The organism is Verrucosispora sp. CNZ293 (assembly GCF_002754655.1).
Genome location: NZ_PEFR01000001.1, coordinates 1,471,514 through 1,496,251 on the forward strand (window position 1 = coordinate 1,471,514; position 24,738 = coordinate 1,496,251).

Genomic DNA, 24,738 nt, shown 5'->3' on the forward strand with positions numbered 1-24,738 from the left:
TCGAGCCACCCGGGTCCACCGGCGACGGAGAGGGGAACCCCTGATGGCCGATCCGCCGCACCGGCCCGCCGCACCGCCACAGTCGTCGCTGCCGGCCGTCGATCCGGCGACCGCGGCCGGCTGGGTCGACGCGCCACCGAGGATGGGTTTCTTCACCGACACCAGCGTCTGCATCGGCTGCAAGGCGTGCGAGGTGGCCTGCAAGGAGTGGAACGGGGTACCCACCTCCGGGCTGGACCTGCTCGGCATGTCGTACGACAACACCGGCGCGTTGACGGCGAACTCGTGGCGGCATGTCGCCTTCGTCGAACAGCCCCGGCCCACCGGGCACGGCACCGCGTCGTTCGCCGGGAACCCGACAGGTGAATCGGCCAGCGCCGCCTCCGCCGCCCGGTCGGCCGGCACCGCCAACCCGACCGGCACCGAGCCGGGTGTGCTGCCCGGTGAGCCGCAGGCGGCGGCCCGGACGACCGAGTTCCTCGGCATGCCGGGGGCCGGGCCTCCCGGGCGCACGGGCAGCGCCGAGGGGCGCGGCGACTTCCGCTGGCTGATGATGTCGGACGTGTGCAAGCACTGCACCCGGGCCGGATGCCTCGACGTCTGCCCGACCGGGGCGCTGTTCCGCACCGAGTTCGGCACCGTTGTCGTGCAGGAGGACATCTGCAACGGGTGCGGCTACTGCGTGTCGGCCTGCCCGTACGGGGTGATCGACAGGCGGGTGGACGACGGCCGGGTGTGGAAGTGCACACTCTGCTACGACCGGATCGGCGCGGGGCTGACCCCGGCCTGCGCGCAGGCCTGCCCGACCGAGTCCATCCAGTACGGTCCCCTCGACGAGCTGCGGGAGCGGGCGGCCGAGCGGGTCGCCACGTTGCGGGAGCGGGGGGAGCCGCAGGCGCGGCTCTACGGCCACGACCCGCACGACGGGGTCGGCGGCGACGGCGCGTTCTTCCTGCTGCTCGACGAGCCGGAGGTGTACGGCCTGCCGCCGGATCCGCAGGTCACCACCCGGGACCTGCCGGCGATGTGGCGCCGGGCGGGGCTGGCCGCGCTGGCCATGACGGCGGTTGCCGTCGGCGCGTTCCTCGGCGGTCGGCGGTGAACCCGGACCGGCCGGCAGTCGGCGACCGGTTCCGCCGCTTCCGGGCCGGCCGCCGGGCTGGTGAGGAGTTGGCCGTGCCGCCGGCGGAGTTCACCTCCTACTACGGCCGGCCGATCCTCAAGCCGCCGGTGTGGACGTGGGAGATCGCCGCCTACCTGTTCACCGGCGGGCTGGCCGCCGGCTCGTCGCTGCTGGCGGCGGGTGGTCAGCTCACCGGCCGCGCCGAGGTACGTCGCGCCGGCCGGGTCGCCGCGTTGGTCGCGGTCACCGCCAGCGCCGGTCTGCTGGTCAAGGACCTGGGCCGGCCGGAGCGGTTCCACCACATGCTGCGGGTGGCCAAGCCGACCTCGCCGATGTCGGTGGGCACCTGGATCCTCACCGGATACGGTCCGGCCGCCGGGCTGGCCGCGGTCGCCGAGCTGGCGCCGCTGCTGCCCACGCGTGGCCCGCTCGGGTTGGTCCGCCGGGCGTTGCCGCCGGCGGGACGGGCCGCCGGGTTGGCCGCCGCGCTGACCGCGCCGGCCCTGGGCACGTACACGGCGGTGCTGCTCGCCGACACGGCCGTGCCGTCCTGGCACGAGGCGTACGCCGACCTGCCGTTCGTCTTCGCGGGCAGCGCGTTGGCCAGCGGCGCGGGAGTGGGTCTGCTCGCCGTGCCGCCGGCCCAGGCGGGTCCGGCGCGGCGGATGGCGGTGGCCGGCGCCGGACTGGAACTGGTCGGCGCGCACCGGGTGGAGAATCGCCTCGGCCTGCTGGGTGAGCCGTACCGGACGGGTCGACCCGGTCGGCTGCTGCGCGCCGGGCGGGCGCTCACCGTGGCCGGGGTGGCCGGTGCGGTGCTGGGCCGGCGGAGCCGACTGGTGTCGGCGGTGTCCGGGGCCGCGTTGCTCGCCGCTTCGGTGGCGACCCGATTCGGGGTCTTCCACGCCGGTGTCGCCTCGGCCCGCGATCCGAAGTACACGGTGGTGCCGCAGCGGGCCCGGCTCGAGCGACAGGCGGCCGAACCCGACGGGTGAGCGCGGTGTCGACTCGGCCGCACACCCGCCGCCGGGCTGTGATCCAATGGCCGGTGGAGGCGTTCAGGCGGCTGGTGCCCCTCCCGGTCTTCAAAACCGGTGTGGTCCGGGATCCGGGCCAGGCGGGTTCGATTCCCGTCCGTCTCCGCCAGGCTGTGAGGAGATGAACCGATGAGCGACGGCGGCGCGGACCCGCGGCGCCGGGTACCGCGTACCGACGCGTTGCTGGCTGAGCCGTCGCTGGTTGCGGCGGCCGTCGCGGTCGGCCGCGACCGGGTCCGCCGCGCGGTGCGGCAGGCCCAGGAACGGGCCCGCCGAGGTGAGATCGAGCCCGCCGAGGTACCCGACGCCGCGCTGGCCGCGTTGCCGCCCTCCGTGCCGCGGGTCGTGCTCAACGCCACCGGGGTGGTGCTGCACACCAACCTCGGGCGGGCCGCCCTCTCCGAGGCCGCGCTGGCCGCGGTGACCGCCGCCGCCGGGTACACCGACGTCGAGTTGGATCTCGGCACCGGGCGGCGGGCCCGCCGTGGGCGGGACGCGCTGGATGCCCTTGCCGCCGCCGTACCGGCCGCCGAGGCGGTGCACGTGGTCAACAACGGTGCCGCCGCGCTGGCGCTGGCGGCCACCGCGCTCGCCGCCGACGCCGAGATCGTGGTCAGCCGGGGCGAGCTGGTGGAGATCGGTGACGGTTTCCGCCTGCCCGACCTGCTCACCAGCACCGGCGCCCGGTTGCGTGAGGTGGGCACCACCAACCGGACCACCCTCGCCGACTACGCCGCCGCCGTCGGGCCGCGTACCGGCTTCGTGTTGAAGGTGCACCCGTCCAACTTCCGGGTCACCGGTTTCACCTCGGCGGTACCGGTGCGGCGGTTGGCCGGGCTCGGCGTGCCGGTGGTCGTCGACATCGGTTCCGGGCTGCTCGTACCCGATCCGTTGCTGCCGGACGAGCCGGACGCCACGAGCACCCTGCGCGCCGGGGCGGCGTTGGTCACTGCCAGCGGCGACAAGTTGCTCGGTGGCCCGCAGGCCGGGTTGCTGCTCGGCACCGCCGAGCTGGTCGACCGGCTGCGCCGGCATCCGCTCGCGCGGGCGTTGCGGGTGGACAAGCTGACCCTGGCCGCGCTGGCGGGCACGCTCGGTGATCCGGTCACCCCCACCCGTCGGGCGCTGCACGTCGACGCGGCGGCGCTGCGTGGGCGGACCGAACGGCTGCGCGAGGCGCTCGTCGCCGAGGGCCGCAAGGTCGAGGTGGTGCCGTCGGTGGCGGTGGTTGGCGGCGGTGGTGCGCCCGGCGTCGAGTTGGACTCGTGGGCGCTGAGCCTGCCGGAGCGGTACGCCGGCCCGCTGCGTACCGGTGATCCGCCGGTGCTGGGTCGGGTGGTCCGTGGCCGGCTGCTGCTCGACCTGCGGTGCGTGCCCGAGCGGGCCGACGGGTTGCTGCGCGCGGCGGTGCTGGCCGTGCCGGGGGACGACTGACCATGCTGGTGGTGGCCACCGCCGGGCACGTCGATCACGGCAAGTCCACGCTGGTGCGGGCGCTGACCGGGATGGAACCGGACCGCTGGGCCGAGGAACGCCGCCGGGGCATGACCATCGACCTGGGGTTCGCCTGGACGGCGCTGCCGTCGGGTCGTACCGTCGCGTTCGTCGACGTGCCGGGGCATGAGCGGTTCGTGCCGAACATGCTGGCCGGGGTGGGGCCGGTGCCGGCCGCCGTGGTGGTGGTCGCGGCCGACGCGGGTTGGATGCCGCAGTCCGCCGAGCACCTGGCCGCCCTGGACGCGTTCGGCGTCCGGCACGGCCTGCTGGTGGTGACCCGGGTGGACCTGGCCGATCCGGCGGCGGCCCTGGCGGTGGCCCGCGCGGAGCTGGCGGCGACCTCGCTGGCCGGGGCGGAGGCGGTGCCGGTCAGTGCCGTCACCGGGGCCGGCCTGGCCGACCTGCGGGCCGCGCTGGACCGGCTGGCGGACCGGGTGCCGGTCCCGGTGCCCGACGGCCCGGTGCGGCTCTGGGTCGACCGCTGCTTCACGGTGCGGGGCAGTGGCACGGTGGTCACCGGCACCCTGGGCGGCGGCCGGCTGCGCATCGACGACGAGCTGGAGTTGGCCGGCAGCGGCGAACAGGTACGGATCCGGGGCCTGCACCGGCTCGGTGCCGCCTGCGCCGATGCGGTGCCGGTGACCCGGGTGGCGGTCAATCTGCGGGGTGTGGCCCGTGACCGGATCAACCGCGGCGACGCCCTGCTCACCCCGGGTTGGTTCCGGGCCACCGACCTGGTCGACGTGCGACTGGCCGGCGTTCCGGTGGCCGAGCTGCCGGCGACGTTGACGCTGCATGTCGGGTCGGCCGCGGTGCCGGTGCGGGTCCGGCCGCTGGGCGCGGACACCGCCCGGCTGCGGCTGGGCCGCCCGCTGCCGCTGCTGGTGGGGGATCGGGCGTTGTTGCGGGATCCGGGCCGCCGGTACGTCGCCGGTGGGGTCACCGTGCTCGACGTGTTGCCGCCGCCGCTGGCGCGTCGGGGTGCCGCGGCGGCCCGGGCGGCGGTGCTGGCCACCCTGGACGGCCGGCCCGACGTCGCCGGAGAACTGCGCCGGCGGGGCCTGGTCCGGGTCGCCGACCTGGTGCGGGCGGGCGTGCCGGTGACGGTCGCGCCGGTGGTCGGCGACTGGCTGGCTGATCCGCAACACCTGTCGCGGCTGGGCGATCGGCTCGCCGTCGCGGTGGCCGAGCACGCCCGCGCGGATCCGCTGGCGGCGGGTGTTCCGGTCGAGGAACTGCGCCGGCACCTGGACCTGCCGGACCGGGCTCTGGTCGAGGCGCTGGTCCGGCCGCCGCTGCGGCTGGTCGCCGGTCGGGTGGTGACCCCCGGCGCGGCGGCGTTGCCCGAGCCGCTGGCCCGCGCGCTGGCGCTCGTGGGCGAGGACTGGGCGGCGTATCCGTTCCGCGCCCCGGACGCCGACCGGCTGGCCGCCGTCGGCCTGGGTGCCCGGGAGATCGGTGCGGCGGTGCGGGCGGGTGCGCTGCTCCGGCTGACCGGCAACGTGCTGCTGCTGCCCGGCGCGCCGCAGCAGGCGGTGCGGGTACTGGCCGGGCTGCCGCAGCCGTTCACGCTCAGCGCCGCCCGGCAGGCCCTCGACACGACTCGCCGGGTGGCGGTGCCGCTGCTGGAGTTGCTGGACCGGCAGGGACTGACCCGCCGGCTACCCGACGACGCCCGGGTGGTGGTGGATTGAGCACATCGTCGGCCGGGACCGGAGTGGGGCACCTACCGTGACGGGATGGACCCCTGCGCGGTGTGGCGGGACCGGCAGCACCGGTGGCGGATCGAGGCGTACCGCGCGCCGGATCTGCGGTTCGCCATCTACGCGACGAACGGCACGACCGAATCGGCGCCGCTGTGGCTGTTCGGCATGTCGGCGTTGGCCCGCTGGCTGATGAGCCACAAGATCTCCCTCGACGACCTGGACGTAGACTGACGCCCCCCATCCGAGGGACAAATGCGGATAACAAGGGCATAACCCGGTCGCCGGTCGTACGGTGCCAGCTGTGAAGGACCGAGGCATCCGGAAGTTCGTCGCGGTGCTGGCCGGCCTCGCCGTGATCTACTTCGGCACCACCGGCCGGTCCCCGGAGGAGGGTCGCGGCCTCTCCGGCGGGCTCGTGGTGCTGGCAGTGCTGGCCGCGCTGCTGGTGTGGTACCTGACCAAGCCCGGCGGCGACGCGGCGAAGTGAGGCCCCTCAACGGGTGGCCACGCCCCGGCTGATCTGCCCGGCCGACTCCTCGCCGAGGGCGACCCGCACCAGGGCCGAGGCGAACCGACCGAAGTCGACGTCGTCGACGAGCCGGGCCAACCGGTCCGTGGTGGCGGGCAGACCGAGTCGCCGCGCACCGGCCACCGTCCGCCGGTCGGCGTACGGGCGCAGCTCCGGCCAGACCGACTGCGCCTCGCGCAGGAAGATGTCCGCGCCGGTGGGACCGATCCCGGGGAATTCGGTGAGCAGCCGGCGTAGCTGCGCCGGCTCACCGGCCGCCTCCCGGTGCAGCCGCCGCAGGTCGCCGTGCCAGCGGTCCAGGCAGAGCCGGGCGCCGGAGCCGAGCATCGTGGCGGTCCGCTCGTCGTAGCGGCGGTAGTGGCCGCGCCCCAACGCGTCGACCCGTTCCTGCCAGCTGGCGGCCTCCATGGCCTGCGGGGTGCGGTACCCGGCCGCGAAGAGCTCCCGGGCCGCCGCCACCCCACCTGCGCCCGGATCCGGGTGCTGAGCAGGGTGACAAGCACCAGCAGCTGGTACAGCGGCGCCGGTCGGTCGGCCAGCGCGATGCCGGCTTCCTCGGCGTACGTGTGGCGGGTCAGCAGGGTCCGCGCCAGCGCCCGTTGGTCGCCCATCCTCGGGGGGTACCCACCGACGACGCGGATAGCCCTCACCGGGGTGGCCGCGCCGGAATGCCGCCGACGGCGGCGGGTAAGCCGCCGGTGACGCGGCACCACGCCGTGTACCGGCGAAGGGAGACCACCGTGACGAACCCGCAGCAGCAGGAACTCCGGCGCAACGCCCTCGGCCAGACCAGCCAGGACAACAAGGGCCCCGACCCGGCGGGCCATCCCCGCAACCGTGGCTCGTCGCGCGGGGACGCCGGCCGTCCGGTGCCGCGCGGCCAGGTGTCACCGTACGGTCCCAGCGGTCAACAGGTCGCCGAGGACGACACCGAACGCTAGTTCGCCTACGTCGACGGCCGCAGCCGGTTCCAGGTGGCTGCGGCCGTCAACCCGAAGGTGAGGTGCGGGACGAGGTCGGCGATCCAGTCGACCCGACGCCAGGTACGCGGGTCGGTGACGCCGAGCAGGGTCAGCGATCCGTCCGACAGCGTCATCAGGCCCCCGCCGAGCAGCGCGGCCGCCCGCAGCACCGGCTGACGGCGACCCCGGGCCAGCAGCGCGAACCCGACGGTCGCCGCCGCGCCGAGCCCGTAGCCCATCAGCGCACCGATGCCGCTGCGCCGGTTGTCGGCCTGCTGCGGTGACCCCAGGGACAGGTGGGCCGCGCCAGCCAGCTTCCCGGCGCTGTTCTCCGGTGTCCGGCTGGCCGGCCGGGCCCGGACCGTCATGTCCACATAGGTGGCGATGTTCAGCGCTGTGGTGCCGACGGCCCCGGCGATGAGGCCGTCGGTCAGGTCGGCGACCCTCACTTCTTCGGATCCCCGGGCTCGCGGTTGCCCTTCGGCCCGTAGGCGCGTTCGCCCCGTACGACGCCCCGCCGGCCCTGATCCTCCCGCAGGATCCGGTTGGCCGCCTGGTCGGCCTTCTGGTCCGGCGTGCGCCGACCCGAGCCGTCGATGGCGTTGCGCAGGCGGGCGCGCTGCTTGTCGTAGGCGTTGCTGCCGGGTCGAGGTCCTGGCATCACTGTCTCCTCTGCTCTGCTCTGGTCGTCGCCGGTGGCGTCGGTGACGCTCTGGTCGTCGCCGGTGGCGTACGCGGCCCGTCTACCCGCCTGGACCGTCGCCAACCGTGCCGACCGGTCACCGGGGGCCGCGTACCACCGCGACCGGACAGTGGCTGTGGTGCAGCAGGGACTGGCTCACCGAACCCAGCAGCAACCCGGTCACCTCGCCTCGCCCCCGCCCCCCGACCACGAGCAGTTGCGCCTGGCGGGAGGCGTCGGTGAGCACCCGGGCGGCGCGACCCCGCACCGACTGCCGGGTGATCGCCACCTCCGGGTACCGCTCGGTCAGCCCGGCGATGGACTCGGCCACCGCACGGTCCTCGTCGTCGCGCAACTCGGACTCGTCGTACACGAGCGGCTGCATGTCACCCGGACGGGTGGACACCGGATGCCGGTAGGCGTGCAGGGCGAGCACCGGGGCGCCACGCAGCGCGGCCTCGTGGACGGCGAACTCCACAGCTCGGCGGGACAGCTCGGAACCGTCCACCCCGACCACGACGGCACCGTCGGGACGTGACGCGCCGCGCGCCACCAGCACCGGACAGTCGGCGTACGCGGCCACCTGCACCGCGACCGAGCCGAGCACCAGTGCGGCGAACCCGCCCGCACCCCGGTCACCGAGCACCACGACCGCCGCGCTCGGTGCCTCGGCGAGCAGTACGGCGGTGGCCTCCCCGTCGACGATCTCGCCGGTGACAGGTATCCCCGGCACCGTCGCCTCGGCCTCGTCGACGGCAGCGGTAACCAGTTGCTCCGCCCGGGCTCGCAGCCCACCGTCGGGCGCGCCCTCGGTGGCCGGCCGGACCGGGGAGTGCAGCGTCGGCCAGATGAAGGCGTGCACCACCCGCAGTGGCCGGCCCTGGCGGGCCGCCGCCGCGGCGGCCAGCCGTACCGCGGCGAGGGCGGGCTCGGAGCCGTCCACGCCGACCACCACCGCCGAGCCGCTCGCCGAGTTCACCGTCGCCTCCCGTGCTGGGCCGTCATCGGGACCGGTCTGGGTCAGTATCACCGCACGCGGTGGCCCGCGGGGCGATACCGGCGAGGGACGTGATGTCGGTACGCTGACGGCTGGTGCGGTGTCCAGAAACGTTTGCGGTGTCGCGGTGAGGTCCAGACGGCGACCCGGCACAGCGGAGTCGCGCCTGGGGAGGGAGCGTCGTCGATGGTGGAGCCCGACCAGCCGAGTACCGCACGGATGATCGACTTTTGGCTCGGCGGAGCGCACCACTATCCGGTGGACGTGGCCGCCGCCCGCGCCTTCGAGCAGGCGTACGGTCCGTGTGCTCCGGTTTTCCGGGAGCTGCGCGCCTTCCTCGGCCGTGCCGTACGCGCCATCGCCGCCACCGGAGTCGACGGATTCCTGGTGTTCGGTGCCGGGGTGCCGACCATGGGCAACGTGCACGAGGTGGCACCCGACGCGACGGTCCTGTACACCGACGTCGACCCGGTGACCATCCGTCTCGGTCAGCGTGTGCTGGCCGGCAGCGACCGGGCGGGTTACGGCTTCGGTGACGCCACCGACCTCGGCACCGTCGACCCGGCGCTGCTGCACCGGTTCGTACCCGGTTGGGGTCGCCGCCCGGTGGGAGTGGTGTTCCTGGGCCTGGCGGCGTTCCTCGACGACGAGACCCTGGCCCGCACCCTGGACGAGCTGTACACGGCGGTGGCGCCGGGCAGCCACCTGGCGATCGACTTCGACACCGAGGAGCTCGACGCGCATCCGGAGGCGCTGGCGATGATGGGCCCGGCGTTCCGGATGCGTCCGCCGGCCGCGTTCGCCCCGTTGCTCGGTCGGTGGCGGCCCACCCCGGACGGGATCGTGCCGGTCACCCACTGGCGGCCGGAGGGCCGGCCGGCGGAGGTGCCGGACGCCTTCCACGGCGCGGTCGCGGTGCGGTCGACCGGCGGTCGCGGTGCGGTCGACCGGGTGACCATGGATGAATCCACCTCCGTATGATGCTTGCCCCAGAGCAAGTATTTTCGGAGGATGGTCATGGCGGATGCGCCCACGGGGATCTCCCGCGCCCTGCGCGAGGCCCCGCCCGACCGTGTGGTCGAGGCCGCCGACCTGGCCATCCGGTCGTCGCTCGGCGCGTCGGGCACCGCCGTGTTCATCGCCGACTACCGGATCAGCGGGCTGTGGCCGGTGCTCGACCCGGGTCGGCATGGCGTGGTCACCCCGACCGTCCAGGGTACGGTGCAGCGCTGCTTCAGCAGCCAGCAGCCGGTCCGGGAGTCGGCTGAGGACGGGCGGTGCCGGCTCTACCTTCCGCTGTCCGTGTGGGGCGAGCGGCTGGGGGTGCTCATGGTCGACCTGGCCGCCGAACCGTCGGAGGCTGTGGTGCGCGCGGCTGTCGACATCGCCGGGGACGTCGCCATGGCGCTGCGCGCGGCCGACCGGGAGACCGACCGCTACCGGCGGGCCCGGCGGCGGGAACGGCTGAGCATGGCCGCCGAGTTGCAGTGGGAACTGCTGCCGGGGCGCAGTGTCAGCCACGGCTCCTTCCAACTGGCGGGTCAACTGGAACCGGCGTACACGGTGGGTGGTGACCACTTCGACTGGTCTCTGGACGACGGCCGGTTGACCGTCACCGTGCTCAACGGCGACGGCATCGGGCTGGCCGCCGCGCTGCTGACGGCGGTGACGGTCAACGCGATGCGTAACGCGCGTCGCTCCGGTGGTGGTCTGGTGGAGCAGGCCGAGCTGGCCTCGGACACGGTCTACTACCAGCATCGGGGGCACCGGCACGTGGCGACGTTGCTGCTCGAACTGGACTGTGCGTCAGGTCGGGTGCGGGCGGTGGACGCCGGCTCACCGCATCTGGTGCGGCTGCGCGGCGGTGCCGTCTCCCGGGTCACCCTCGAACAGCAGCTTCCCCTGGGGATGTTCGCGGAGACACGCTATGACCTGCAGGAGTTCGACCTCGATCCGGGTGACCGGCTGTTCGTCGTCTCCGACGGGGTGTGGGCGGCCGATCCGAGCGGCCGGGAGACGTACGGCGAGCGGGCGATGGCCCGGGCGATGCGGGCCACACGGCTGCAGCCGCCGACCGAGGCGGTTGGTACGGTGATGCGCGAGTTGCAGACCTTCCACGCGGACACCGACCTGCGGGACGACGCGGTCGTCGTCTGCCTGGACTGGCGTGGTGCGGACGGCCGGGAAAACAGTTGACCGCCGGGTCGGCGCAGTACCAGCGGGACGATCCCAGGGGACATCGGGTGGAGCGACCGGATCTCGCGGCGGCGATCGACACGGCGGCCGAGGCGCTTGTGGGCGTGCTCGACTCCGCCGTCTCCCGGCACCGGCTCGTGGTGTCGCCGACCCAGCTGCGGGTGCTGGCCCTGTTGAGCGCCCGACCGGAGCTCAACGTCAACAGGCTGGCGGAGCTGTTGGACGTGGTGCCCTCATCGGCGAGTCGGCTGTGCGACCGGTTGGAGGCGATCGGGCTGGTGCGCCGCACCGCCGACGCCCGGGATCGCCGGGAGGTGCGGCTGATCCCGACCGCCGCCGCCGAGGCGCTGCTGGGGGAGGTGCGATCACGCCGGCACGAGGCGGTGCGGGCGGTGCTCGAACGGATGCCCGCCCGGGGCCAGCAGGATCTGCTGCGGGCGCTTGTGGCCTTCGGTCAGGCGGCGTTGGTGGTGGAGTCCGCCAACGCGAAGGCCCGCAGCGCCTGATCCCGCTTCAACTAGTGTCCTAGGATGCCCTACGGGTGGTGACACGGGTCACAGTCGTGCCGATTGGCACCCGCCACGGACATGCTGGGCAGCGGAGGCACCGGAGCGGCCCGTTATAGTGGCAGCGCATTCGACCGGCCCGTGATCATCGACGATGGACGGCAGGTCAGGAACCGATCTCGCAGGGGGATCACAGGGGGCGCCGGCGCCAGCCGGCTGGACAACGCGTACGACGCCGCACGGCGGACCTGGGCCGCGGTGCCCGAGCGCGTCGCGGAGGAGGTTCGGTGTCGGGTCGGGCGGCTCGGGCGGAGCAACCGCAGGCCCGCGACGGCGACGGCCGGCGACCCGACGATCGGGTGTTCACCTGGCCGAACCTGATCAGTTTCGTCCGCCTGCTGGGTGTTCCCCTGTTCCTCTACCTGTTCCTGGTGGCCCGCGCCGACGCCGCCGCGATCGTGGTGCTGGCCGTCGGTGGCACCAGCGACTGGGTTGACGGTTGGATCGCCCGGCGGCTGGGACAGGTCAGCCGGCTGGGCGAGTTGCTCGACCCGCTCGCCGACCGGCTCTACATCCTGGCCACGCTTGTCGCGTTCACCGCCCGCGAGGTGGTGCCCTGGCAGTTCACCGCTGCGTTGCTGGCCCGGGAACTGTTGCTGCTGGGTTCGCTCGGGGTGTTGCGTCGGCACGGGTACGGGCCGCCACCTGTGCACTACGTCGGTAAGACAGCCACCTTCCTGCTGCTGGCCGCGTTCCCTATCCTGCTGCTGGCCGCGGTGTTGCCGGCCGCCGCCGCGGTCGCCGGCGCGATCGGCTGGGCGTTGGCGTGGTGGGGTCTGGTGCTCTACTGGGTCGCTGGCGCGCTGTACGTGGTCCAGGCCCGGCAGCTGGTGCGGGCGGTACGCGGTCGGCAGGGAGCGGCGGCATGAGCGAGTGGCAGCGAGCGAATCGACTCAGCGCCCTGGTGCCTGATGACGGCCCGCAGTGCGGCGGAGGGCGGTCATGAGCGAGGATCCCGGTCAGAGCCGGCGTGGGGCGAGGGCCTTCACCCCGGACTTTCTCACCGAGTTGTTCCGTAATCCACTGGATCCGGGCTACGCCGACGCGGCGGCGCAGCGGGCGAAGTCGGGCCGACCGGCGCGGTCGGGCTGGTCGGTGGGGCCGGTCGGCCTGGTGGTGATCGTGCTGCTCGGTTTCCTGTTCGCGGTGGCCTACCGGCAGACGGTGGCGGAGGAGCCGGGGCGGGCGCAGGCCCGTTCCGGGCTGGTGGCACAGATCAAGCAGCGGCAGGGTGAGACCGACGCCTTGTCGACGCGGGCCGAGGAACTGCGCGAGGAGGTCAACCGGCAGCGGGAGGCCGCGTTGGGCGGTTCCCACGCGGCTCGGTTGCGGGAGTTGGAGGCGAGCACCGGCTTCGGGCGGGTGCGCGGTGACGGTGTGGTGGTGGAGTTGGCGGACGCGCCGGCGGGCCAGGGTGCACTCGGTGGTGCCGATGTCGGTCCACCGCAGGTGCTCTACCTCGATCTGCAGGGTGTGGCCAACGATCTGTGGGGTGCTGGCGCGGAGGCAATCGCGATCAACGGGCAGCGGTTGACGTCGACCTCGACGATCCGGTCGGCGGCCCAGGCGATCCTGGTGGACTTCCGGCCGATCACCGGGCCGTACGAGGTGAGCGCGATAGGTCCAGATGGGATGCGTAAGCGGTACGAGGCCAGCCGGAGCGCGTTGACGATGCGTCAGGTGGCGAAGGTGAACGGGCTGTCGTTCGCGGTGCGGGACGCCGATGACCTCACCCTGCCTGCTGCTCCGGAGCCGCGGCTACGCTACGCGGAGCCCTCGGTGAGTCCGAGTGTGTCGTCGTCGGGTGGTGACGAGTCGTCCGGCTCGGGTACGTCCCCCAGTCCCTCCGGAGGTGGTCGATGATCGCGGTGCTGGCCCTGTTGGCCGGTGTGCTGCTCGGACTGTGGCTCGATCCCACGGTGCCGGCGGCGCTGCAGCCGTATCTGCCGATCGCGGTGGTGGCCGCGCTGGACGCGGTGTTCGGTGGGGTCCGGGCGAAGCTGGACCGCATCTTCGACGACAAGCAGTTCGTGGTGTCGTTCATCTCGAACGTGCTGGTCGCCGCGCTGATCGTGTACCTGGGTGACCAGTTGGGGGTGGGCGGTCAGTTGTCCACGGGTGTGGTGGTCGTGTTGGGGGTTCGTATCTTCGGCAACGTGGCGGCGATCCGCCGGCACCTGTTCCGGGCGTAGGTTTGTGGCGTGAGTGACGAGCACACGCAGACGGGTACGGGGTGGCCGCAGCCGGCGGAGCCGGCACGGCCGGATGGCCCGGCGGGGGAGCCGGATCCGCGTCCGGAGGCGCCGGATCCGGACGAGTTGAGTCCGTTGTCGCCGCAGGGGAGCCCGCCGGGGGAGGACGGGCAGCCGTCGGATCCGCCGAAGGGGGCTGCGGCGCCTTCCGCCGAGGCTGTGGCGCCGGTGGCGGAGTCGGCTGCGGCGGTGCCGCCGTGGCGGCGGCTCAGTTCGGCGGCCGTGATGATCGGTGTGTTGCTGGGGTTGTTGGGTTTCACCCTGGCGGTGCAGTTGAAGACGACGTCGACGGATTCGGCGTTGGCGACGGCGCGGCAGGAGGACCTGGTCCGGATCCTGTACGACCTGGAGGCGCGGGAGATCCGGTTGCGGCAGGACGTCGCCGCGTTGGAGGAGAGCCAGCGGCAGTTGCGGTCGGGTGAGCAGGGGCGGCAGGCGGCGTTGGAGGAGGCGACCCGGCGGGCGGACGAGTTGGGGATCCTGGCGGGTACGTTGCCGGCGCGGGGGCCGGGTCTGGCGGTGCGTTTCCAGGCGGGTGCGACGAAGCCGATCTCGGCGATGCGGGTGTTGGACGCCGTGCAGGAGTTGCGGGGTGCCGGGGCGGAGGCGATGCAGATCTCCGGGGGTGACCGGGCGACGGTGCGGATCGTGGCGTCGACGTACTTCGTGGATCACGAGAGCAAGGATGGTTCGTTGGTGGTGGACGGGCGTCGGTTGACGGGGCCGTTCACGATCACGGTGGTGGGTGATCCGGCGACGATGCGTACGGCGCTCAACATTCCTGGTGGGGTGGTCGCGTCGGTGGCTGGCGACGGCGGTAACGTGATCGTTGAGGATCGTGAGGTTGCCGAGGTCTCGGCGCTGCACGTGCCCCGCCCGCTGGAACATGCTCGTCCGGTCTCCTGAAGGTCGGCGGGCCGGCACCGGTTGGTCCGGTGTCGCGATGGATGAGGACGCTGCTGGTGATTCCTGAGGATCTGCGTTACACCGCCGAGCACGAGTGGGTGGCCGCGGCGGACGGTGGGGCCGTCCGGGTGGGCATCACCCACTTCGCGCAGGATGCTCTCGGCGACATCGTGTATGTGCAGTTGCCGGAGGCGGGCGCGATGGTGGCGGCCGGTGAGTCGTTGGGTGAGATCGAGTCGACTAAGAGTGTGTCGGAGCTGTACGCCCCGGTCGCGGGGACGGTGTCGGCGCGCAACGAGGCGCTTGTCGACACTCCTGAGGTGGTCAACAGTGATCCGTACGGCGCGGGTTGGTTGGTGGAGATCACCGTGTCGGATCCGGCGGCGGTGGACGGGCTGTTGAGCGCGGATGCGTATCGCGAGTTGACCGAGAGCTGAGCGTTTTGCTGTGCGGGCGGGGCGGTGTCTGCCGCGCGTCCGGTTGCCCTGTTTTTCGGCGCTGGCTAGGCTCGCCCAGTCGACCGAGAACCCATTAGTTGAGCGTCGCGGACAAGCCTTTCGGGGCACGGAGAGCCAGCCGCCGGGTGGATGAGAGCCCGGCGGCCAGACCCGCCGTCTCCCGACGCCGACCGAAACAGATTCCGTGAGGTGGTCCCCATGACTCGCCCAGGCGACGAGTTCCCCCCGCTCGACGTCACGTCGACGCTCAATCTCGGTTCGCTCGAGGAAGCTCTGGAGGGGCCGGACACCGACGTGGTGCCGAGCCGGATGTCCGGTTCGCTGCCGCCGGGGATGGCGCTGCTGGTGGTCCGGCGGGGGCCGAACGCGGGTGCCCGGTTCCTGTTGGATCACGATGTGACGACCAGTGGGCGGCATCCGGACAGTGACATCTTCCTCGATGATGTGACGGTGTCGCGCCGGCATGCTGAGTTCCACCGGGATGGTGGGACGTTCACGGTGCGGGACGTGGGCAGTTTGAACGGCACGTACGTGAACCGGGAGCGGGTCGAGGCGGCGACCTTGAGCAACGGTGACGAGGTGCAGATCGGTAAGTTCCGGGTGGTGTTCATCGCCGGTCCGCGCCCGGAGGGTGAGGCCGGCCGGGGGTGAACGAGCCTGCGGCCTCCAGGCCGTCCGGGGTGGGTGGCGCCCCGCCGTTGATGAGTATCGGCGAGGTGCTGGCCCAGTTGCGGGCGGATTTTCCGGACGTGACGATTTCGAAGCTGCGGTTTCTTGAGGCTGAGGGCCTGGTGGAGCCGCAGCGTACGGCGGCGGGTTACCGCAAGTACGGCTGGGACGATGTGGCGCGGCTGCGGTTCGTGTTGACCGCGCAGCGGGATCAGTATCTGCCGTTGCGGGTGATCCGGGAGCAGTTGGCGCAGTGGGATGCCGACGGTGCGGCGCCGGAGTGGTCGCGTCCGGCGTTGGTGGCGGTGGGGCCCGATGGTGAGGTGCCGGGTCGTGGCGCGGCGGCGTCGGGTGAGTCGGCGCAGGTCCGGTTGGATCGTGCCGAGTTGGTGGCGCGCAGTGGGCTGGACGAGTCGACGTTGGGTGAGTTGGAGCGGCTCGGGTTGGTGGTGTCGGATCCACCGGGTTGGTATGACGGCGACGCGTTGATCATCGCGCGGGCGGTGGCGGGTCTGGCGGCGTACGGGTTCCAGCCGCGGCATCTGCGGGCTTACCGGACGGCGGCGGACCGCGAGGTCGGTTTGTTCGCGCAGTTGGTGGCGCCGTTGGCGCGGCAGAGTGATCCGGCGGCGCGGGCGCGGGCGGCGGAGACGGCGCGGGAGTTGGTGGCGTTGTCGCAGCAGTTGCATGCGGCGTTGGTGCGGGTGGGGTTGCGCTCGACGTTGGGGCGGTGAGGTGCGTGTGCGTGCTGATCGGCCGGTTGGTGAGTGGCGTAGGCTTGCGGGGGTAACCCCTCTTCTGGCGCGGGCGTGGGTGCGTGTAGCGCATGAGACGGCCGTGTCGCGGTCCGTGTACCGTGCAGAGAAGGGCGCGGTGCGGCGTAGGTGACAACGACACGGAGGCGGCGGTGCGCGAGCTGAGCGTGGTCGGGGTTCGGGTGGAGTTGCCCAGTAACCAGCCGATCGTCCTGCTCAGGGAGGTCGAGGGGGACCGCTATCTGCCGATCTGGATCGGCGCGGTCGAGGCGACGGCGATCGCTTACGAGCAGCAGGGTGTCAAGCCGGCGCGTCCGTTGACCCATGATCTTCTGCGGGATGTGTTGGCGGCGTTGAAGGCGCCGTTGCGGGCGGTGGAGATCACCGAGTTGAAGGAAAACGTGTTCTTCGCTGATCTGTTGATCGGTGATGGGGTGCGGGTTTCGGCTCGGCCGAGTGATTCGATCGCTCTGGCGTTGCGGGTGGGTGCGCCGATTCGTTGTGCGGAGCAGGTCCTCAGCGAGGCGGGGATCGTGATTCCCGACGAGCAGGAGGACGAGGTGGAGAAGTTCCGGGAGTTCCTGGAGCAGGTGCGTCCGGAGGATTTCGCCGGCTGAGCGGCGGGCCCGGCCCGGTGGTGGGATTGTGCCGCCGCGTGTGCGGTGACTGTGGGTGATGGTGATGGTCATCGCTGTCGATGCGCGGCGTGTCGCGACGGTTTCTCCGTGGTAACTCCTGGCGGTCGCTATAGGGTTGCCGTGTCGAGGGGTGCGCGTCCCGGAAGCGGCGTGGCACCGCACTGACGGGGAGGTTGTCCGGATGTACGAGCCGCGGGATTCCGATCGGGGTGCGGTGTCGGGTGAGCCGGGTGGGATGCCCGGGTCGGCAACTGACGGTGACGGTGCGGTGGGGTACCGGGGTGTGACGGCCTGCCATGCGGTGGGGATCAGCTACCGCCAGTTGGATTACTGGGCGCGTACCTCGCTTGTGGTGCCGAGTGTGCGGGACGCCTCGGGTTCCGGTACGCAGCGGTTGTACTCGTTTCGCGACCTGGTGGTGTTGAAGGTGGTGAAGCGGCTGCTGGACGCCGGGGTGTCGTTGCAGAACATCCGGAAGGCGATCGAGGCGTTGCGGTCGCGTGGGGTGGAGGATCTGGCCGGCATCACGCTGATCTCCGATGGGACGACGGTGTACGAGTGTCGTTCGCCGGAGGAGGTGGTCGACCTGTTGCAGGGCGGCCAGGGGGTGTTCGGCATCGCGATCGGTGGGGCGTTCAAGGAGATCCAGGGTTCGTTGTCGCATCTTCCGGCGGAGCCCGCGGCGGTGTCGGTGGAGCAGGGGTCGCCGGAGGTTGCCGAGGGGGGCGCTGTGGGCGACGAGTTGGCTGCGCGTCGGGCGCGGCGGCGAGCGGGTTGAGTCGTTCCACTGTGGTGTCCGGGTGAGGTCGTGTCTCCGGTGATCCGTCCGGTTGTCCGGCGTGGCGTTTGCCGTTGGTGCTGGTCGGTGACGTTCGGTGCGGTGGTGGTTGTCTCGGGGTGATGCTCCGGGGTGAGATTTGTGACTCTTCGTGTCTGGTTGTTGTCGGGAATCCGATGGGCCGGCGGTGACGGGGCGGGCGCGGCACGCTATCGTCCGACACGGTCTGCCGGGTGCTGTCGCCGTGGGGAGGTTCCGGCGTCGGCGGGTCGTCGTTGCGCGCGTTGACACCGCGCGTCCCCTCACGACGGAAGGAAACAACCGTGACGGTTACCGAAGAGACCGCTCCGGTCTCGCATTACGAGCGCATCGGCGGGGCGGCTTCGGTGAAGGCCGCTGTCGAGCTGTTCTACGACCGGGTGCTCGCTGACGCGGAGCTTGCCGGTTACTTCGCCGAGGTGGACATGGCGGGGCAGCGTCGGCACCTGGCGCTGATGCTGACGGTGGTGCTCGGTGGTCCGAACGAGTACACCGGTCGGGACCTGGCGTCGGCGCACAAGCCGTTGAACATCCCGGTGGCGCACTACGTCAAGGTGGGTGAGCATCTGACGGTGACGCTGACGCAGCTGGGTGTGCCGGGTGACATCATCGCTGACGTGCAGGCGGTGCTGGGGCAGGTGCAGGACCAGGTGGTGGCCGGCGGGGACCAGGCGGGCGCCTGAGCGTGGACGTGCCCCGGCTCAAGCAGAGCTGGTCGCTGGTGGCCGCGCACGGTGACCAGGTGCCGCTCTACTTTTATTCAACGCTGTTCCTGGCGTATCCGGAGACCCGGCAGATGTTCCCGACCAATATGGCGGGTCAGCGGGATCGGCTGGTGAATGCGCTCGGTCACATCGTGTCCCAGGTGGACCAGGTGGACCGGTTGGTTGGTTTCCTGCAGGATCTCGGCGTCGACCACCGTAAGTTCGCGGTGCGGGCGGAGCATTATCCGGCGGTGGGGGAGGCGTTGCTGGCGACGCTGCGGCATTTTCTCGCCGATCAGTGGACCGACGAGTTGGCGCAGGACTGGGCCGCGGCGTACGGGCTGGTGGCGAAGGTGATGAGCGAGGCGGCGCAGGCCGCTGAGGCGACGAGTCCACCGTGGTGGGCGGCGGAGGTGGTGGGGCACGAGCGGCGGGCGTTCGACGTGGCGGTGTTGACGTTGCGTCCGCAGTATCTGTTGCCGTTCACCGCGGGCCAGTCGATCGGGGTGTCGCATCCGGCGGTGCGGTCGTGGCGGTACTACTCGCCGGCGAATGCGCCACGCGCGGACGGCACCGTGGAGCTGCATGTGCGTGCCGCACCCGGTGGTGCGGTGTCGTCGCGGCTGGTGTACGGGTGTGCGGTGGGTGACCAGTTGCATCTGGCCGCTCCGGTGGGTGACGGCTTGACGTTGCGTCCGGCGGGTTCGGCGGATCTGCTGCTGCTGGCCGGTGGTACCGGTTGGGCGCCGTTGAAGGCGTTGGTGGAGCAGGTGGCCGCGGAGGGTTCCCGGCGTCGGGTCGACGTGTACGTGGGTGCGCGTTCGCGCAGCGAGTTCTACGACGCTGACGCGTTGGAGAAGTTGACCGCCTCGTATCCGTGGTTGTCGGTGACGCAGGTGGTGGGGTTGGACGTGAACCGGCCGGGGGAGTTCGTGTATCCGGTGGACCGGGCGCTGGCCGACGGTGACTGGCGGTCCCGGCATGTGTACGTGTGTGGTTCCGATGACATGGTGTCGCACACGGTGGCGATTCTGACCCGGTCCGGCTTCCATGCCGGGCAGGTGCATCACGAGGGTCTGGGTCGGCACTGGTACGGCCCCTCGTGGCGGACGACGGCGGCAGATTCCGCTGTCTCTGACGATTCCGGAGGTGCCCGGTGAGTGAGCCTCGTGGCCGCGAGTGGCGGGCCGGTACGGTGAGCGCCGCCCCGGTCGGTAGGTACGACGGTGGGCAGGTCGCCGGTGGTGTGCAGGTGCGGATGACCGCCGACCGGGTGCGTAGGTGGGAGTTCGGTTCGTCGTCGTTCGGGCGGCGTGGTTACGACCAGAACGACGTGGATCGGTTCCGTATGCAGGTGGCCGATGAGTTGGATCTGCTGTCGACGCAGGTGGCGAATCTGCGGGCGGAGAACGAGCGGCTCAACGACCATGTCGAGTTGCACCGGCACGGGGTGATTCCGAGTTCGGAGCCGGCGGCGAAGGTGCCGGCGGCCAAGGAGGTGAATCTGCTCTCGGCCGCGCAGCGGGAGGCCGAGCAGATCATCGCCCAGGCGCACGACTACGCGCGGCGGGTCGCCGAGTACGCCCGTACCCAGTACGAGAGCTATGTGCGGGCGGCGGTGGAGGAGGCCCGTCAGGAGGCGGAGCGGGCGGTGCAGGACTACCACGTGGCGGCGGGGCCGACGTTCGACGACGGGGTGGCCGCGCGGGAGGCGCTGCGGATCTACGGCGAGATGATGATCTCGCATATGCAGGCGGCGGCGCGGCATCTCGACGACGGCAGTGAGCAGTTGGCCCGGACGATGGATCGGATCGGTGCGCAGCCGGCGGCGGCCGGGTCGGCGTCGACCCGGTCGTTGCCTCGGCACCAGCAACGCTGACGCGGCGGCTGCCGGCGGGCCTGACGTGGCCGCCGGGTGGACCGGTGCGACCCACCGGCGGTGGCTGTGGCCACCGCCGGTGGTGTTCGTCGTGGGCGGTGTCGCTGGGGCACGATGGGTGGGTGCAGGAGCTGATCGAGCCGCTGGCGGGACTGGTGGACGCCGGTGGGGTGGTGGTGCTCAGCGGCGCCGGGTTGTCCACCGAGTCGGGCATTCCCGACTATCGGGGGCCGAGTGGTGTCGCGCGCCGGCATATCCCGATGACGTATCAGACGTTTCTGGCGGACCCGGTGGCGCGTCGACGGTACTGGGCGCGTAGCCACCTGGGGTGGCGGTTGATCGTCGGGGCGGCGCCCAACGACGGGCATCGGGCGGTGGCCCGGCTGCAGCAGGGTGGGCTGGTCGGTGGGATCATCACGCAGAACGTCGACGGGTTGCACTCGGCGGCGGGTAGCCACGCGGTGACGGAGCTGCACGGCCGGCTCGACGTGGTGGTCTGCCTGGGGTGCCGGCGGCGTACGTCCCGGGCGGAGTTGGACGGGCGGCTGCGGGCGGCCAATCCGGGGTTCGGTGGGCAGGCCGTCGCGGTGAACCCGGACGGTGACGTGGATCTCGATGACGCTCAGGTGGCGGCGTTCCGCACCGTCGGCTGTGTGACCTGCGGCGGGTTGCTCAAGCCCGACGTGGTGTTCTTCGGGGAGACGGTGCCGGCCGCGCGGGTGCAGTCGTGTTTCGCGATGGTGGAGCGGGCCCGGTTGCTGCTGGTGCTGGGGTCGTCGTTGACGGTGATGTCGGGGCGCCGGTTCGTGGTGCGGGCGGCGAAGCGGGGTGTGCCGGTGGTGATCGTCAACCAGGGGCCGACCCGCGGTGACGAGTACGCGTGTCTGCGGGTGGAGGCGCCGTTGGGGCGGCTGTTGCCGGCGCTCGCCGATCGGCTGCTGGGTGCCGGCGCGCCGGTGGGTCCGGTGGTGCTGCCGAGTCCTGTCGGAGGGTGACCGGCGGCAGGTCAGGGGCTTCGGTGCGGGGGCGTCGGGCACGCTGGTAGCGTTGATCGCGCCGGTAGCACCGACGTGGGAGAGACCGCCTGACGACTGTTGGGCGGCGCCGAAGGGGCAAATCCTCCCCGGAACCTCTCAGGCAGAAGGACCGCGTCGGGTCAGGCACTGTGGAGCGCCCGCCGGGTGTGACAGAGGGGGAGGGCCGACCTGTCGACCCCCGCCCTCGCAGGAGCGCCCATGACCGCAGAGCTGTTCGCCGACCGTCACATCGGTCCCGGCCCCGACGACGAACGCCGGATGTTGGACACCGTCGGGTACGCCTCGATCGACGAGCTGATGGACGCCGCGATTCCCGAGGTGATCCGCTGGCACGGTCGGCTGGACCTGCCGCCGCCGGCCAGCGAGCACGAGGCTCTGGCGGAGCTGCGGGCGTTGGCGGCCGGTAACACGGTGGCCGTTTCCATGATCGGGTTGGGTTATCACGGCATTCACACGCCGGCGGTGATCCGCCGCAACGTGTTGGAGAATCCGGCGTGGTACACGGCGTACACGCCGTATCAGCCGGAGATCAGCCAGGGGCGGCTGGAGGCGCTGCTGAACTTCCAGACCATGGTGTCGGATCTGACCGGCCTGGCGACCGCGAACGCGTCGATGCTCGACGAGGGGACCGCCGCGGCGGAGGCGATGACCCTGGCGCGGCGGGCGTCGAAGAGCGGCAGCCGGGTGTACGTGGTCGACGCGGACGCGCTGCCGCAGACCATCGCGGTGATCGCCGGGCGGGCTGAGCCGCTCGGCATCGAGGTGCGGGTGCTGGATCTGGACGTCGAGCCGTTGCCGGCGGAGTTCTTCGGCCTGCACCTGCAGTATCCGGGGGCGTCCGGGGCGGTGCGTGACCACGCCCCGCTGGTCGAGGCCGCGCACGCGGTCGGGGCGCTGGTGACGGTGGCGGCGGACCTGCTGGCGTTGACGTTGCTGCGGCCGCCGGGGGAGATCGGTGCGGACATCGCCGCCGGCACCACCCAGCGGTTCGGGGTGCCGATGGGCTTCGGTGGGCCGCACGCCGGCTACCTGGCGGTGCGGGAGGGGTTGGCGCGGATGCTGCCGGGCCGGCTGGTCGGGGTGTCCCGGGACGCGGCCGGCGCGCCGGCGTACCGGTTGGCGTTGCAGACCCGTGAGCAGCACATCCGTCGGGAGAAGGCGACAAGCAACATCTGCACCGCGCAGGTGCTGCTGGCGGTGATGGCCGGCATGTACGCCGTCTACCACGGCCCGGACGGGTTGCGGGAGATCGCGTCGCGTACCCACCGGATGGCTGCCCGGCTGGCGGCCGGGTTGCGCGCCGGTGGGGTCGATGTCGCCGATGTCGGCTTCTTCGACACGGTGACGGCGCGGGTGCCGGGTCGGGCCGCGCAGGTGGTCGACGAGGCGCGGCGGCGTGGGGTGAACCTGCGGCTGGTGGACGCCGACCGGGTCGGTGTCTCCTGCGACGAGACGACCACGGACGCGCACCTGGCCATGGTGTGGGCGGCGTTCGATGTCGACGGCGTCGCCGGTGAGGTGCCGGCGGCGTTGCCGACCGGGCTGGCCCGGACCAGCGACTTCCTCACCCATCCGGTGTTCCGGACGCACCGGTCGGAGACGGCGATGCTGCGGTACCTGCGTCGCCTGGCGGACTTCGACTACGCCCTGGACCGGGGCATGATCCCGTTGGGGTCGTGCACGATGAAGCTCAACGCCACCGCGGAGATGGAGCCGGTGAGCTGGGCCGAGTTCGCGGACATCCACCCGATGGCCCCGGTGGAGCAGACCGCCGGTTACCGGGAGCTGATCGGCCAGTTGGAGGGGTGGCTGGCGGAGGTCACCGGCTACGACGCGGTGAGTGTGCAGCCCAACGCCGGTTCGCAGGGTGAGTTGGCGGGCCTGCTGGCGATCCGTGCGTGGCATCGCAGTCGGGGTGAGCGGCACCGCGACGTGTGTCTGATCCCGTCGTCGGCGCACGGCACCAACGCGGCCAGCGCGGTGATGGCCGGGATGCGGGTGGTGGTGGTCGGTTGCGACGACGACGGCAACGTCGACCTGGTCGACCTGGACGCGAAGATCGACGCGCACCGGGACACCCTCGCGGCGATCATGGTGACGTATCCGTCGACGCACGGGGTGTACGAGACGGGTATCGCGTCGCTGTGCGCGAAGGTGCACGACGCGGGTGGGCAGGTGTACGTCGACGGGGCGAACCTCAACGCGCTCGTCGGGTTCGCCCGACCGGGCCGGTTCGGGGCGGACGTGTCGCACCTGAACCTGCACAAGACGTTCTGCATCCCGCACGGTGGGGGTGGGCCGGGGGTGGGTCCGGTGGCGGTGCGGGCGCATCTGGCGCCGTTCCTGCCGGGTGATCCGGCCGGCGCGCCTGTCGACGGGCGGCCGGCGATCGCGGCGGCCCGGTACGGGTCGGCGGGGATCCTGCCGATCCCGTGGGCGTACCTGCGGATGATGGGTGCCGACGGTCTGGCCCGGGCGACCGGGGTGGCGGTGCTGGCGGCCAACTACGTGGCGGCGCGGCTGCGGGACCACTTCCCGGTGCTGTACGCGGGCAACAAGGGCCTCGTCGCGCACGAGTGCATCCTGGATCTGCGGCCGGTGACGAAGGCGACCGGGGTGAGTGTCGACGATGTGGCCAAGCGGCTCATCGACTACGGGTTCCACGCGCCGACGATGTCGTTCCCGGTGGCGGGGACGTTGATGGTGGAGCCCACCGAGAGCGAGGACCTGGCCGAGTTGGACCGGTTCTGCGATGCGATGATCGCCATCCGGGCGGAGATCGACAAGGTGGGTTCGGGTGAGTGGCCGGCCGGGGACAATCCTCTCGCCAACGCGCCGCACACGGCGGTGATGGTCGGCGGTGACGACTGGCCGCACCCGTACCCGAGGTCGGTGGGTGCCTGGCCGGGCGGGGTGGACCGGGCGGGGAAGTACTGGCCGCCGGTGCGTCGGGTCGACGGCGGGTACGGCGACCGGAACCTGGTCTGCTCGTGCCCGTCACCGCAGGCGTACGAGAGCTGACCGGGTCCGGTACCGCGCCGACCTGGTCGTGGCGGTCCCTGACCGGGGGACTAGCCTGGGTCGGCGCGGGAAAGACGTCGTGACGGATCGTTATGTCAGGTCAGGCGGCGAGTGCGTGTCGGGCGGGGCCACGGTGCGGTGCGATGCTGCTGCCGTCGGGCAGCAGCTCGCCGGTGTCCTCGAAAACGATGACTCCGTTGCAGAGCAGGCTCCAGCCCTGTTCACGGAAGCAGGCGATGACCCTGGCGGCTTCCCGGTCGGTGGCTTCGGCGGAGGGACAGGTGGGTTGGTGCTGGCACATCGGGTT

At 72.1% G+C, this 24,738-nt stretch carries 28 protein-coding genes, 1 tRNA gene, 1 pseudogene and 1 riboswitch; of the genes and pseudogenes, 25 read left to right on the forward strand and 5 right to left on the reverse strand.

From position 1 onward, the window contains the following. Positions 1 to 43: 43 nt before the first annotated feature. From CLT74_RS06700 to CLT74_RS06725, 7 genes are all read left to right on the forward strand, one after another. A complete protein-coding gene (locus tag CLT74_RS06700; protein ID WP_099845770.1) occupies positions 44 to 1,102 on the forward strand; it encodes a 4Fe-4S dicluster domain-containing protein in 1,059 nt (352 codons plus the stop codon). Then, positions 1,099 to 2,118, forward strand: a complete 1,020-nt coding sequence (nrfD, locus tag CLT74_RS06705; protein WP_099845771.1) for an NrfD/PsrC family molybdoenzyme membrane anchor subunit — start codon at positions 1,099 to 1,101, stop codon at positions 2,116 to 2,118. Before CLT74_RS06700 ends, nrfD begins: the two co-directional genes overlap by 4 nt. 55 nt (positions 2,119 to 2,173) lie before the next feature. Beyond that, positions 2,174 to 2,269: transfer RNA gene (locus CLT74_RS30405), tRNA-Sec, on the forward strand. A gap of 20 nt (positions 2,270 to 2,289) precedes the next feature. Next, the gene (gene selA / locus CLT74_RS06710) at positions 2,290 to 3,594 is read left to right on the forward strand and encodes an L-seryl-tRNA(Sec) selenium transferase (protein WP_099845772.1); all 1,305 of its coding nucleotides are present in this window, start codon (positions 2,290 to 2,292) and stop codon (positions 3,592 to 3,594) included. 2 nt (positions 3,595 to 3,596) lie between these two features. Then, positions 3,597 to 5,351 (forward strand): selenocysteine-specific translation elongation factor, encoded by a 1,755-nt coding sequence (selB, locus tag CLT74_RS06715; protein WP_099845773.1) that lies wholly within the window; start codon positions 3,597 to 3,599, stop codon positions 5,349 to 5,351. Positions 5,352 to 5,396: 45 nt separating this feature from the next. Next, positions 5,397 to 5,594, forward strand: coding sequence for a hypothetical protein (locus tag CLT74_RS06720; protein ID WP_099845774.1), 198 nt, complete (start codon positions 5,397 to 5,399; stop codon positions 5,592 to 5,594). Between the two features lie 70 nt (positions 5,595 to 5,664). Then, entirely contained in the window at positions 5,665 to 5,850 is a 186-nt protein-coding gene (locus tag CLT74_RS06725; protein ID WP_099845775.1) for a hypothetical protein, read from the forward strand. A 6-nt stretch (positions 5,851 to 5,856) separates the two neighbouring features. On the opposite strand, the pseudogene CLT74_RS06730 reads toward CLT74_RS06725, so the two are convergent. Then, positions 5,857 to 6,503, reverse strand: a pseudogene (locus CLT74_RS06730) (HhH-GDP family DNA glycosylase). 129 nt (positions 6,504 to 6,632) lie between these two features. On the opposite strand from CLT74_RS06730, the gene CLT74_RS06735 reads away from it, so the two are divergent. Then, on the forward strand, positions 6,633 to 6,833 hold the full coding sequence (locus CLT74_RS06735; RefSeq protein ID WP_099851447.1) for a hypothetical protein: 201 nt from the start codon (positions 6,633 to 6,635) through the stop codon (positions 6,831 to 6,833). Positions 6,834 to 6,838: 5 nt separating this feature from the next. On the opposite strand, the gene CLT74_RS06740 is transcribed toward CLT74_RS06735, so the two are convergent. Genes CLT74_RS06740 through CLT74_RS06750 form a run of 3 tightly spaced genes read right to left on the reverse strand, consistent with a single transcriptional unit; the run spans position 6,839 to position 8,515 of the window. Then, positions 6,839 to 7,303: a hypothetical protein gene (locus tag CLT74_RS06740; RefSeq protein WP_099845776.1), complete on the reverse strand. Its 465-nt coding sequence runs from the start codon at positions 7,301 to 7,303 to the stop codon at positions 6,839 to 6,841. Beyond that, positions 7,300 to 7,620 (reverse strand): hypothetical protein, encoded by a 321-nt coding sequence (locus CLT74_RS06745; RefSeq protein WP_486582072.1) that lies wholly within the window; start codon positions 7,618 to 7,620, stop codon positions 7,300 to 7,302. Before CLT74_RS06745 ends, CLT74_RS06740 begins: the two co-directional genes overlap by 4 nt. A gap of 13 nt (positions 7,621 to 7,633) precedes the next feature. Further along, on the reverse strand, positions 7,634 to 8,515 hold the full coding sequence (locus tag CLT74_RS06750) for a universal stress protein (protein WP_099851453.1): 882 nt from the start codon (positions 8,513 to 8,515) through the stop codon (positions 7,634 to 7,636). 204 nt (positions 8,516 to 8,719) lie between these two features. Here CLT74_RS06750 and CLT74_RS06755 point away from each other — a divergent pair, with 204 nt between their 5' ends. The 17 genes from CLT74_RS06755 to gcvP all read left to right on the forward strand — a co-directional run bounded on the left by CLT74_RS06755 (position 8,720) and on the right by gcvP (position 24,431). After that, complete coding sequence (locus tag CLT74_RS06755) at positions 8,720 to 9,514, forward strand: SAM-dependent methyltransferase (protein ID WP_099845777.1); 795 nt, start codon at positions 8,720 to 8,722, stop codon at positions 9,512 to 9,514. 36 nt (positions 9,515 to 9,550) lie between these two features. Further along, the gene (locus CLT74_RS06760) at positions 9,551 to 10,729 is read left to right on the forward strand and encodes a PP2C family protein-serine/threonine phosphatase (RefSeq protein WP_099851456.1); all 1,179 of its coding nucleotides are present in this window, start codon (positions 9,551 to 9,553) and stop codon (positions 10,727 to 10,729) included. Between the two features lie 47 nt (positions 10,730 to 10,776). Next, positions 10,777 to 11,235 carry a MarR family transcriptional regulator gene (locus tag CLT74_RS06765; protein WP_099845778.1) on the forward strand — a complete coding sequence of 153 codons (459 nt, stop codon included), beginning with the start codon at positions 10,777 to 10,779 and terminating at the stop codon, positions 11,233 to 11,235. Between the two features lie 287 nt (positions 11,236 to 11,522). Beyond that, on the forward strand, positions 11,523 to 12,164 hold the full coding sequence (clsA, locus tag CLT74_RS06770) for a cardiolipin synthase ClsA (protein WP_099845779.1): 642 nt from the start codon (positions 11,523 to 11,525) through the stop codon (positions 12,162 to 12,164). A 73-nt stretch (positions 12,165 to 12,237) separates the two neighbouring features. Continuing rightward, positions 12,238 to 13,158: a DUF881 domain-containing protein gene (locus CLT74_RS06775; RefSeq protein ID WP_099845780.1), complete on the forward strand. Its 921-nt coding sequence runs from the start codon at positions 12,238 to 12,240 to the stop codon at positions 13,156 to 13,158. Beyond that, a complete protein-coding gene (locus CLT74_RS06780) occupies positions 13,155 to 13,487 on the forward strand; it encodes a small basic family protein (protein WP_093402419.1) in 333 nt (110 codons plus the stop codon). The genes CLT74_RS06775 and CLT74_RS06780 overlap by 4 nt, the downstream gene beginning before the upstream one ends. Positions 13,488 to 13,496: 9 nt before the next feature. Then, positions 13,497 to 14,453: a DUF881 domain-containing protein gene (locus CLT74_RS06785; protein ID WP_099845781.1), complete on the forward strand. Its 957-nt coding sequence runs from the start codon at positions 13,497 to 13,499 to the stop codon at positions 14,451 to 14,453. A gap of 56 nt (positions 14,454 to 14,509) precedes the next feature. Further along, positions 14,510 to 14,890, forward strand: coding sequence for a glycine cleavage system protein GcvH (gene gcvH, locus CLT74_RS06790; protein WP_099851459.1), 381 nt, complete (start codon positions 14,510 to 14,512; stop codon positions 14,888 to 14,890). A gap of 219 nt (positions 14,891 to 15,109) precedes the next feature. Beyond that, on the forward strand, positions 15,110 to 15,562 hold the full coding sequence (gene odhI / locus CLT74_RS06795; RefSeq protein WP_093402417.1) for an oxoglutarate dehydrogenase inhibitor Odhl: 453 nt from the start codon (positions 15,110 to 15,112) through the stop codon (positions 15,560 to 15,562). 50 nt (positions 15,563 to 15,612) lie between these two features. Next, positions 15,613 to 16,314: a transcriptional regulator FtsR gene (gene ftsR, locus CLT74_RS06800; protein WP_099845782.1), complete on the forward strand. Its 702-nt coding sequence runs from the start codon at positions 15,613 to 15,615 to the stop codon at positions 16,312 to 16,314. A 173-nt stretch (positions 16,315 to 16,487) separates the two neighbouring features. Next, positions 16,488 to 16,952: a bifunctional nuclease family protein gene (locus CLT74_RS06805; RefSeq protein WP_013733914.1), complete on the forward strand. Its 465-nt coding sequence runs from the start codon at positions 16,488 to 16,490 to the stop codon at positions 16,950 to 16,952. Between the two features lie 202 nt (positions 16,953 to 17,154). Continuing rightward, entirely contained in the window at positions 17,155 to 17,751 is a 597-nt protein-coding gene (locus tag CLT74_RS06810; RefSeq protein WP_099845783.1) for a MerR family transcriptional regulator, read from the forward strand. Positions 17,752 to 18,074: 323 nt separating this feature from the next. After that, complete coding sequence (locus tag CLT74_RS06815; protein ID WP_099845784.1) at positions 18,075 to 18,473, forward strand: group I truncated hemoglobin; 399 nt, start codon at positions 18,075 to 18,077, stop codon at positions 18,471 to 18,473. A 2-nt stretch (positions 18,474 to 18,475) separates the two neighbouring features. Further along, positions 18,476 to 19,654, forward strand: coding sequence for a globin domain-containing protein (locus tag CLT74_RS06820; protein ID WP_099845785.1), 1,179 nt, complete (start codon positions 18,476 to 18,478; stop codon positions 19,652 to 19,654). Continuing rightward, complete coding sequence (locus CLT74_RS06825; RefSeq protein WP_486582073.1) at positions 19,651 to 20,373, forward strand: DivIVA domain-containing protein; 723 nt, start codon at positions 19,651 to 19,653, stop codon at positions 20,371 to 20,373. Before CLT74_RS06820 ends, CLT74_RS06825 begins: the two co-directional genes overlap by 4 nt. Before the next feature lie 122 nt (positions 20,374 to 20,495). Then, positions 20,496 to 21,368, forward strand: a complete 873-nt coding sequence (locus tag CLT74_RS06830; protein ID WP_486582075.1) for an NAD-dependent protein deacetylase — start codon at positions 20,496 to 20,498, stop codon at positions 21,366 to 21,368. 66 nt (positions 21,369 to 21,434) lie between these two features. After that, positions 21,435 to 21,532: riboswitch (glycine riboswitch) on the forward strand. Between the two features lie 76 nt (positions 21,533 to 21,608). Beyond that, complete coding sequence (gene gcvP, locus CLT74_RS06835) at positions 21,609 to 24,431, forward strand: aminomethyl-transferring glycine dehydrogenase (RefSeq protein WP_099845786.1); 2,823 nt, start codon at positions 21,609 to 21,611, stop codon at positions 24,429 to 24,431. A 100-nt stretch (positions 24,432 to 24,531) separates the two neighbouring features. Here the strand turns inward: gcvP and CLT74_RS06840 are convergent, their stop codons facing one another. Continuing rightward, positions 24,532 to 24,732 carry a DUF5999 family protein gene (locus CLT74_RS06840; RefSeq protein WP_093402410.1) on the reverse strand — a complete coding sequence of 67 codons (201 nt, stop codon included), beginning with the start codon at positions 24,730 to 24,732 and terminating at the stop codon, positions 24,532 to 24,534. Between the last annotated feature and the right edge of the window lie 6 nt (positions 24,733 to 24,738).

Bases quoted from the DNA above. Each gene is read 5' to 3' on its own strand.
- CLT74_RS06840 (WP_093402410.1), bottom strand. From the start codon at position 24,732: ATGTGCCAGCACCAACCCACCTGTCCCTCCGCCGAAGCCACCGACCGG.
- selB (WP_099845773.1), top strand. From the start codon at position 3,597: ATGCTGGTGGTGGCCACCGCCGGGCACGTCGATCACGGCAAGTCCACG.
- CLT74_RS06810 (WP_099845783.1), top strand. From the start codon at position 17,155: ATGTACGAGCCGCGGGATTCCGATCGGGGTGCGGTGTCGGGTGAGCCG.
- odhI (WP_093402417.1), top strand. From the start codon at position 15,110: ATGACTCGCCCAGGCGACGAGTTCCCCCCGCTCGACGTCACGTCGACG.
- ftsR (WP_099845782.1), top strand. From the start codon at position 15,613: ATGAGTATCGGCGAGGTGCTGGCCCAGTTGCGGGCGGATTTTCCGGAC.
- CLT74_RS06700 (WP_099845770.1), top strand. From the start codon at position 44: ATGGCCGATCCGCCGCACCGGCCCGCCGCACCGCCACAGTCGTCGCTG.
- CLT74_RS06780 (WP_093402419.1), top strand. From the start codon at position 13,155: ATGATCGCGGTGCTGGCCCTGTTGGCCGGTGTGCTGCTCGGACTGTGG.
- CLT74_RS06775 (WP_099845780.1), top strand. From the start codon at position 12,238: ATGAGCGAGGATCCCGGTCAGAGCCGGCGTGGGGCGAGGGCCTTCACC.
- CLT74_RS06755 (WP_099845777.1), top strand. From the start codon at position 8,720: ATGGTGGAGCCCGACCAGCCGAGTACCGCACGGATGATCGACTTTTGG.
- gcvP (WP_099845786.1), top strand. From the start codon at position 21,609: ATGACCGCAGAGCTGTTCGCCGACCGTCACATCGGTCCCGGCCCCGAC.
- CLT74_RS06760 (WP_099851456.1), top strand. From the start codon at position 9,551: ATGGCGGATGCGCCCACGGGGATCTCCCGCGCCCTGCGCGAGGCCCCG.
- CLT74_RS06720 (WP_099845774.1), top strand. From the start codon at position 5,397: ATGGACCCCTGCGCGGTGTGGCGGGACCGGCAGCACCGGTGGCGGATC.
- selA (WP_099845772.1), top strand. From the start codon at position 2,290: ATGAGCGACGGCGGCGCGGACCCGCGGCGCCGGGTACCGCGTACCGAC.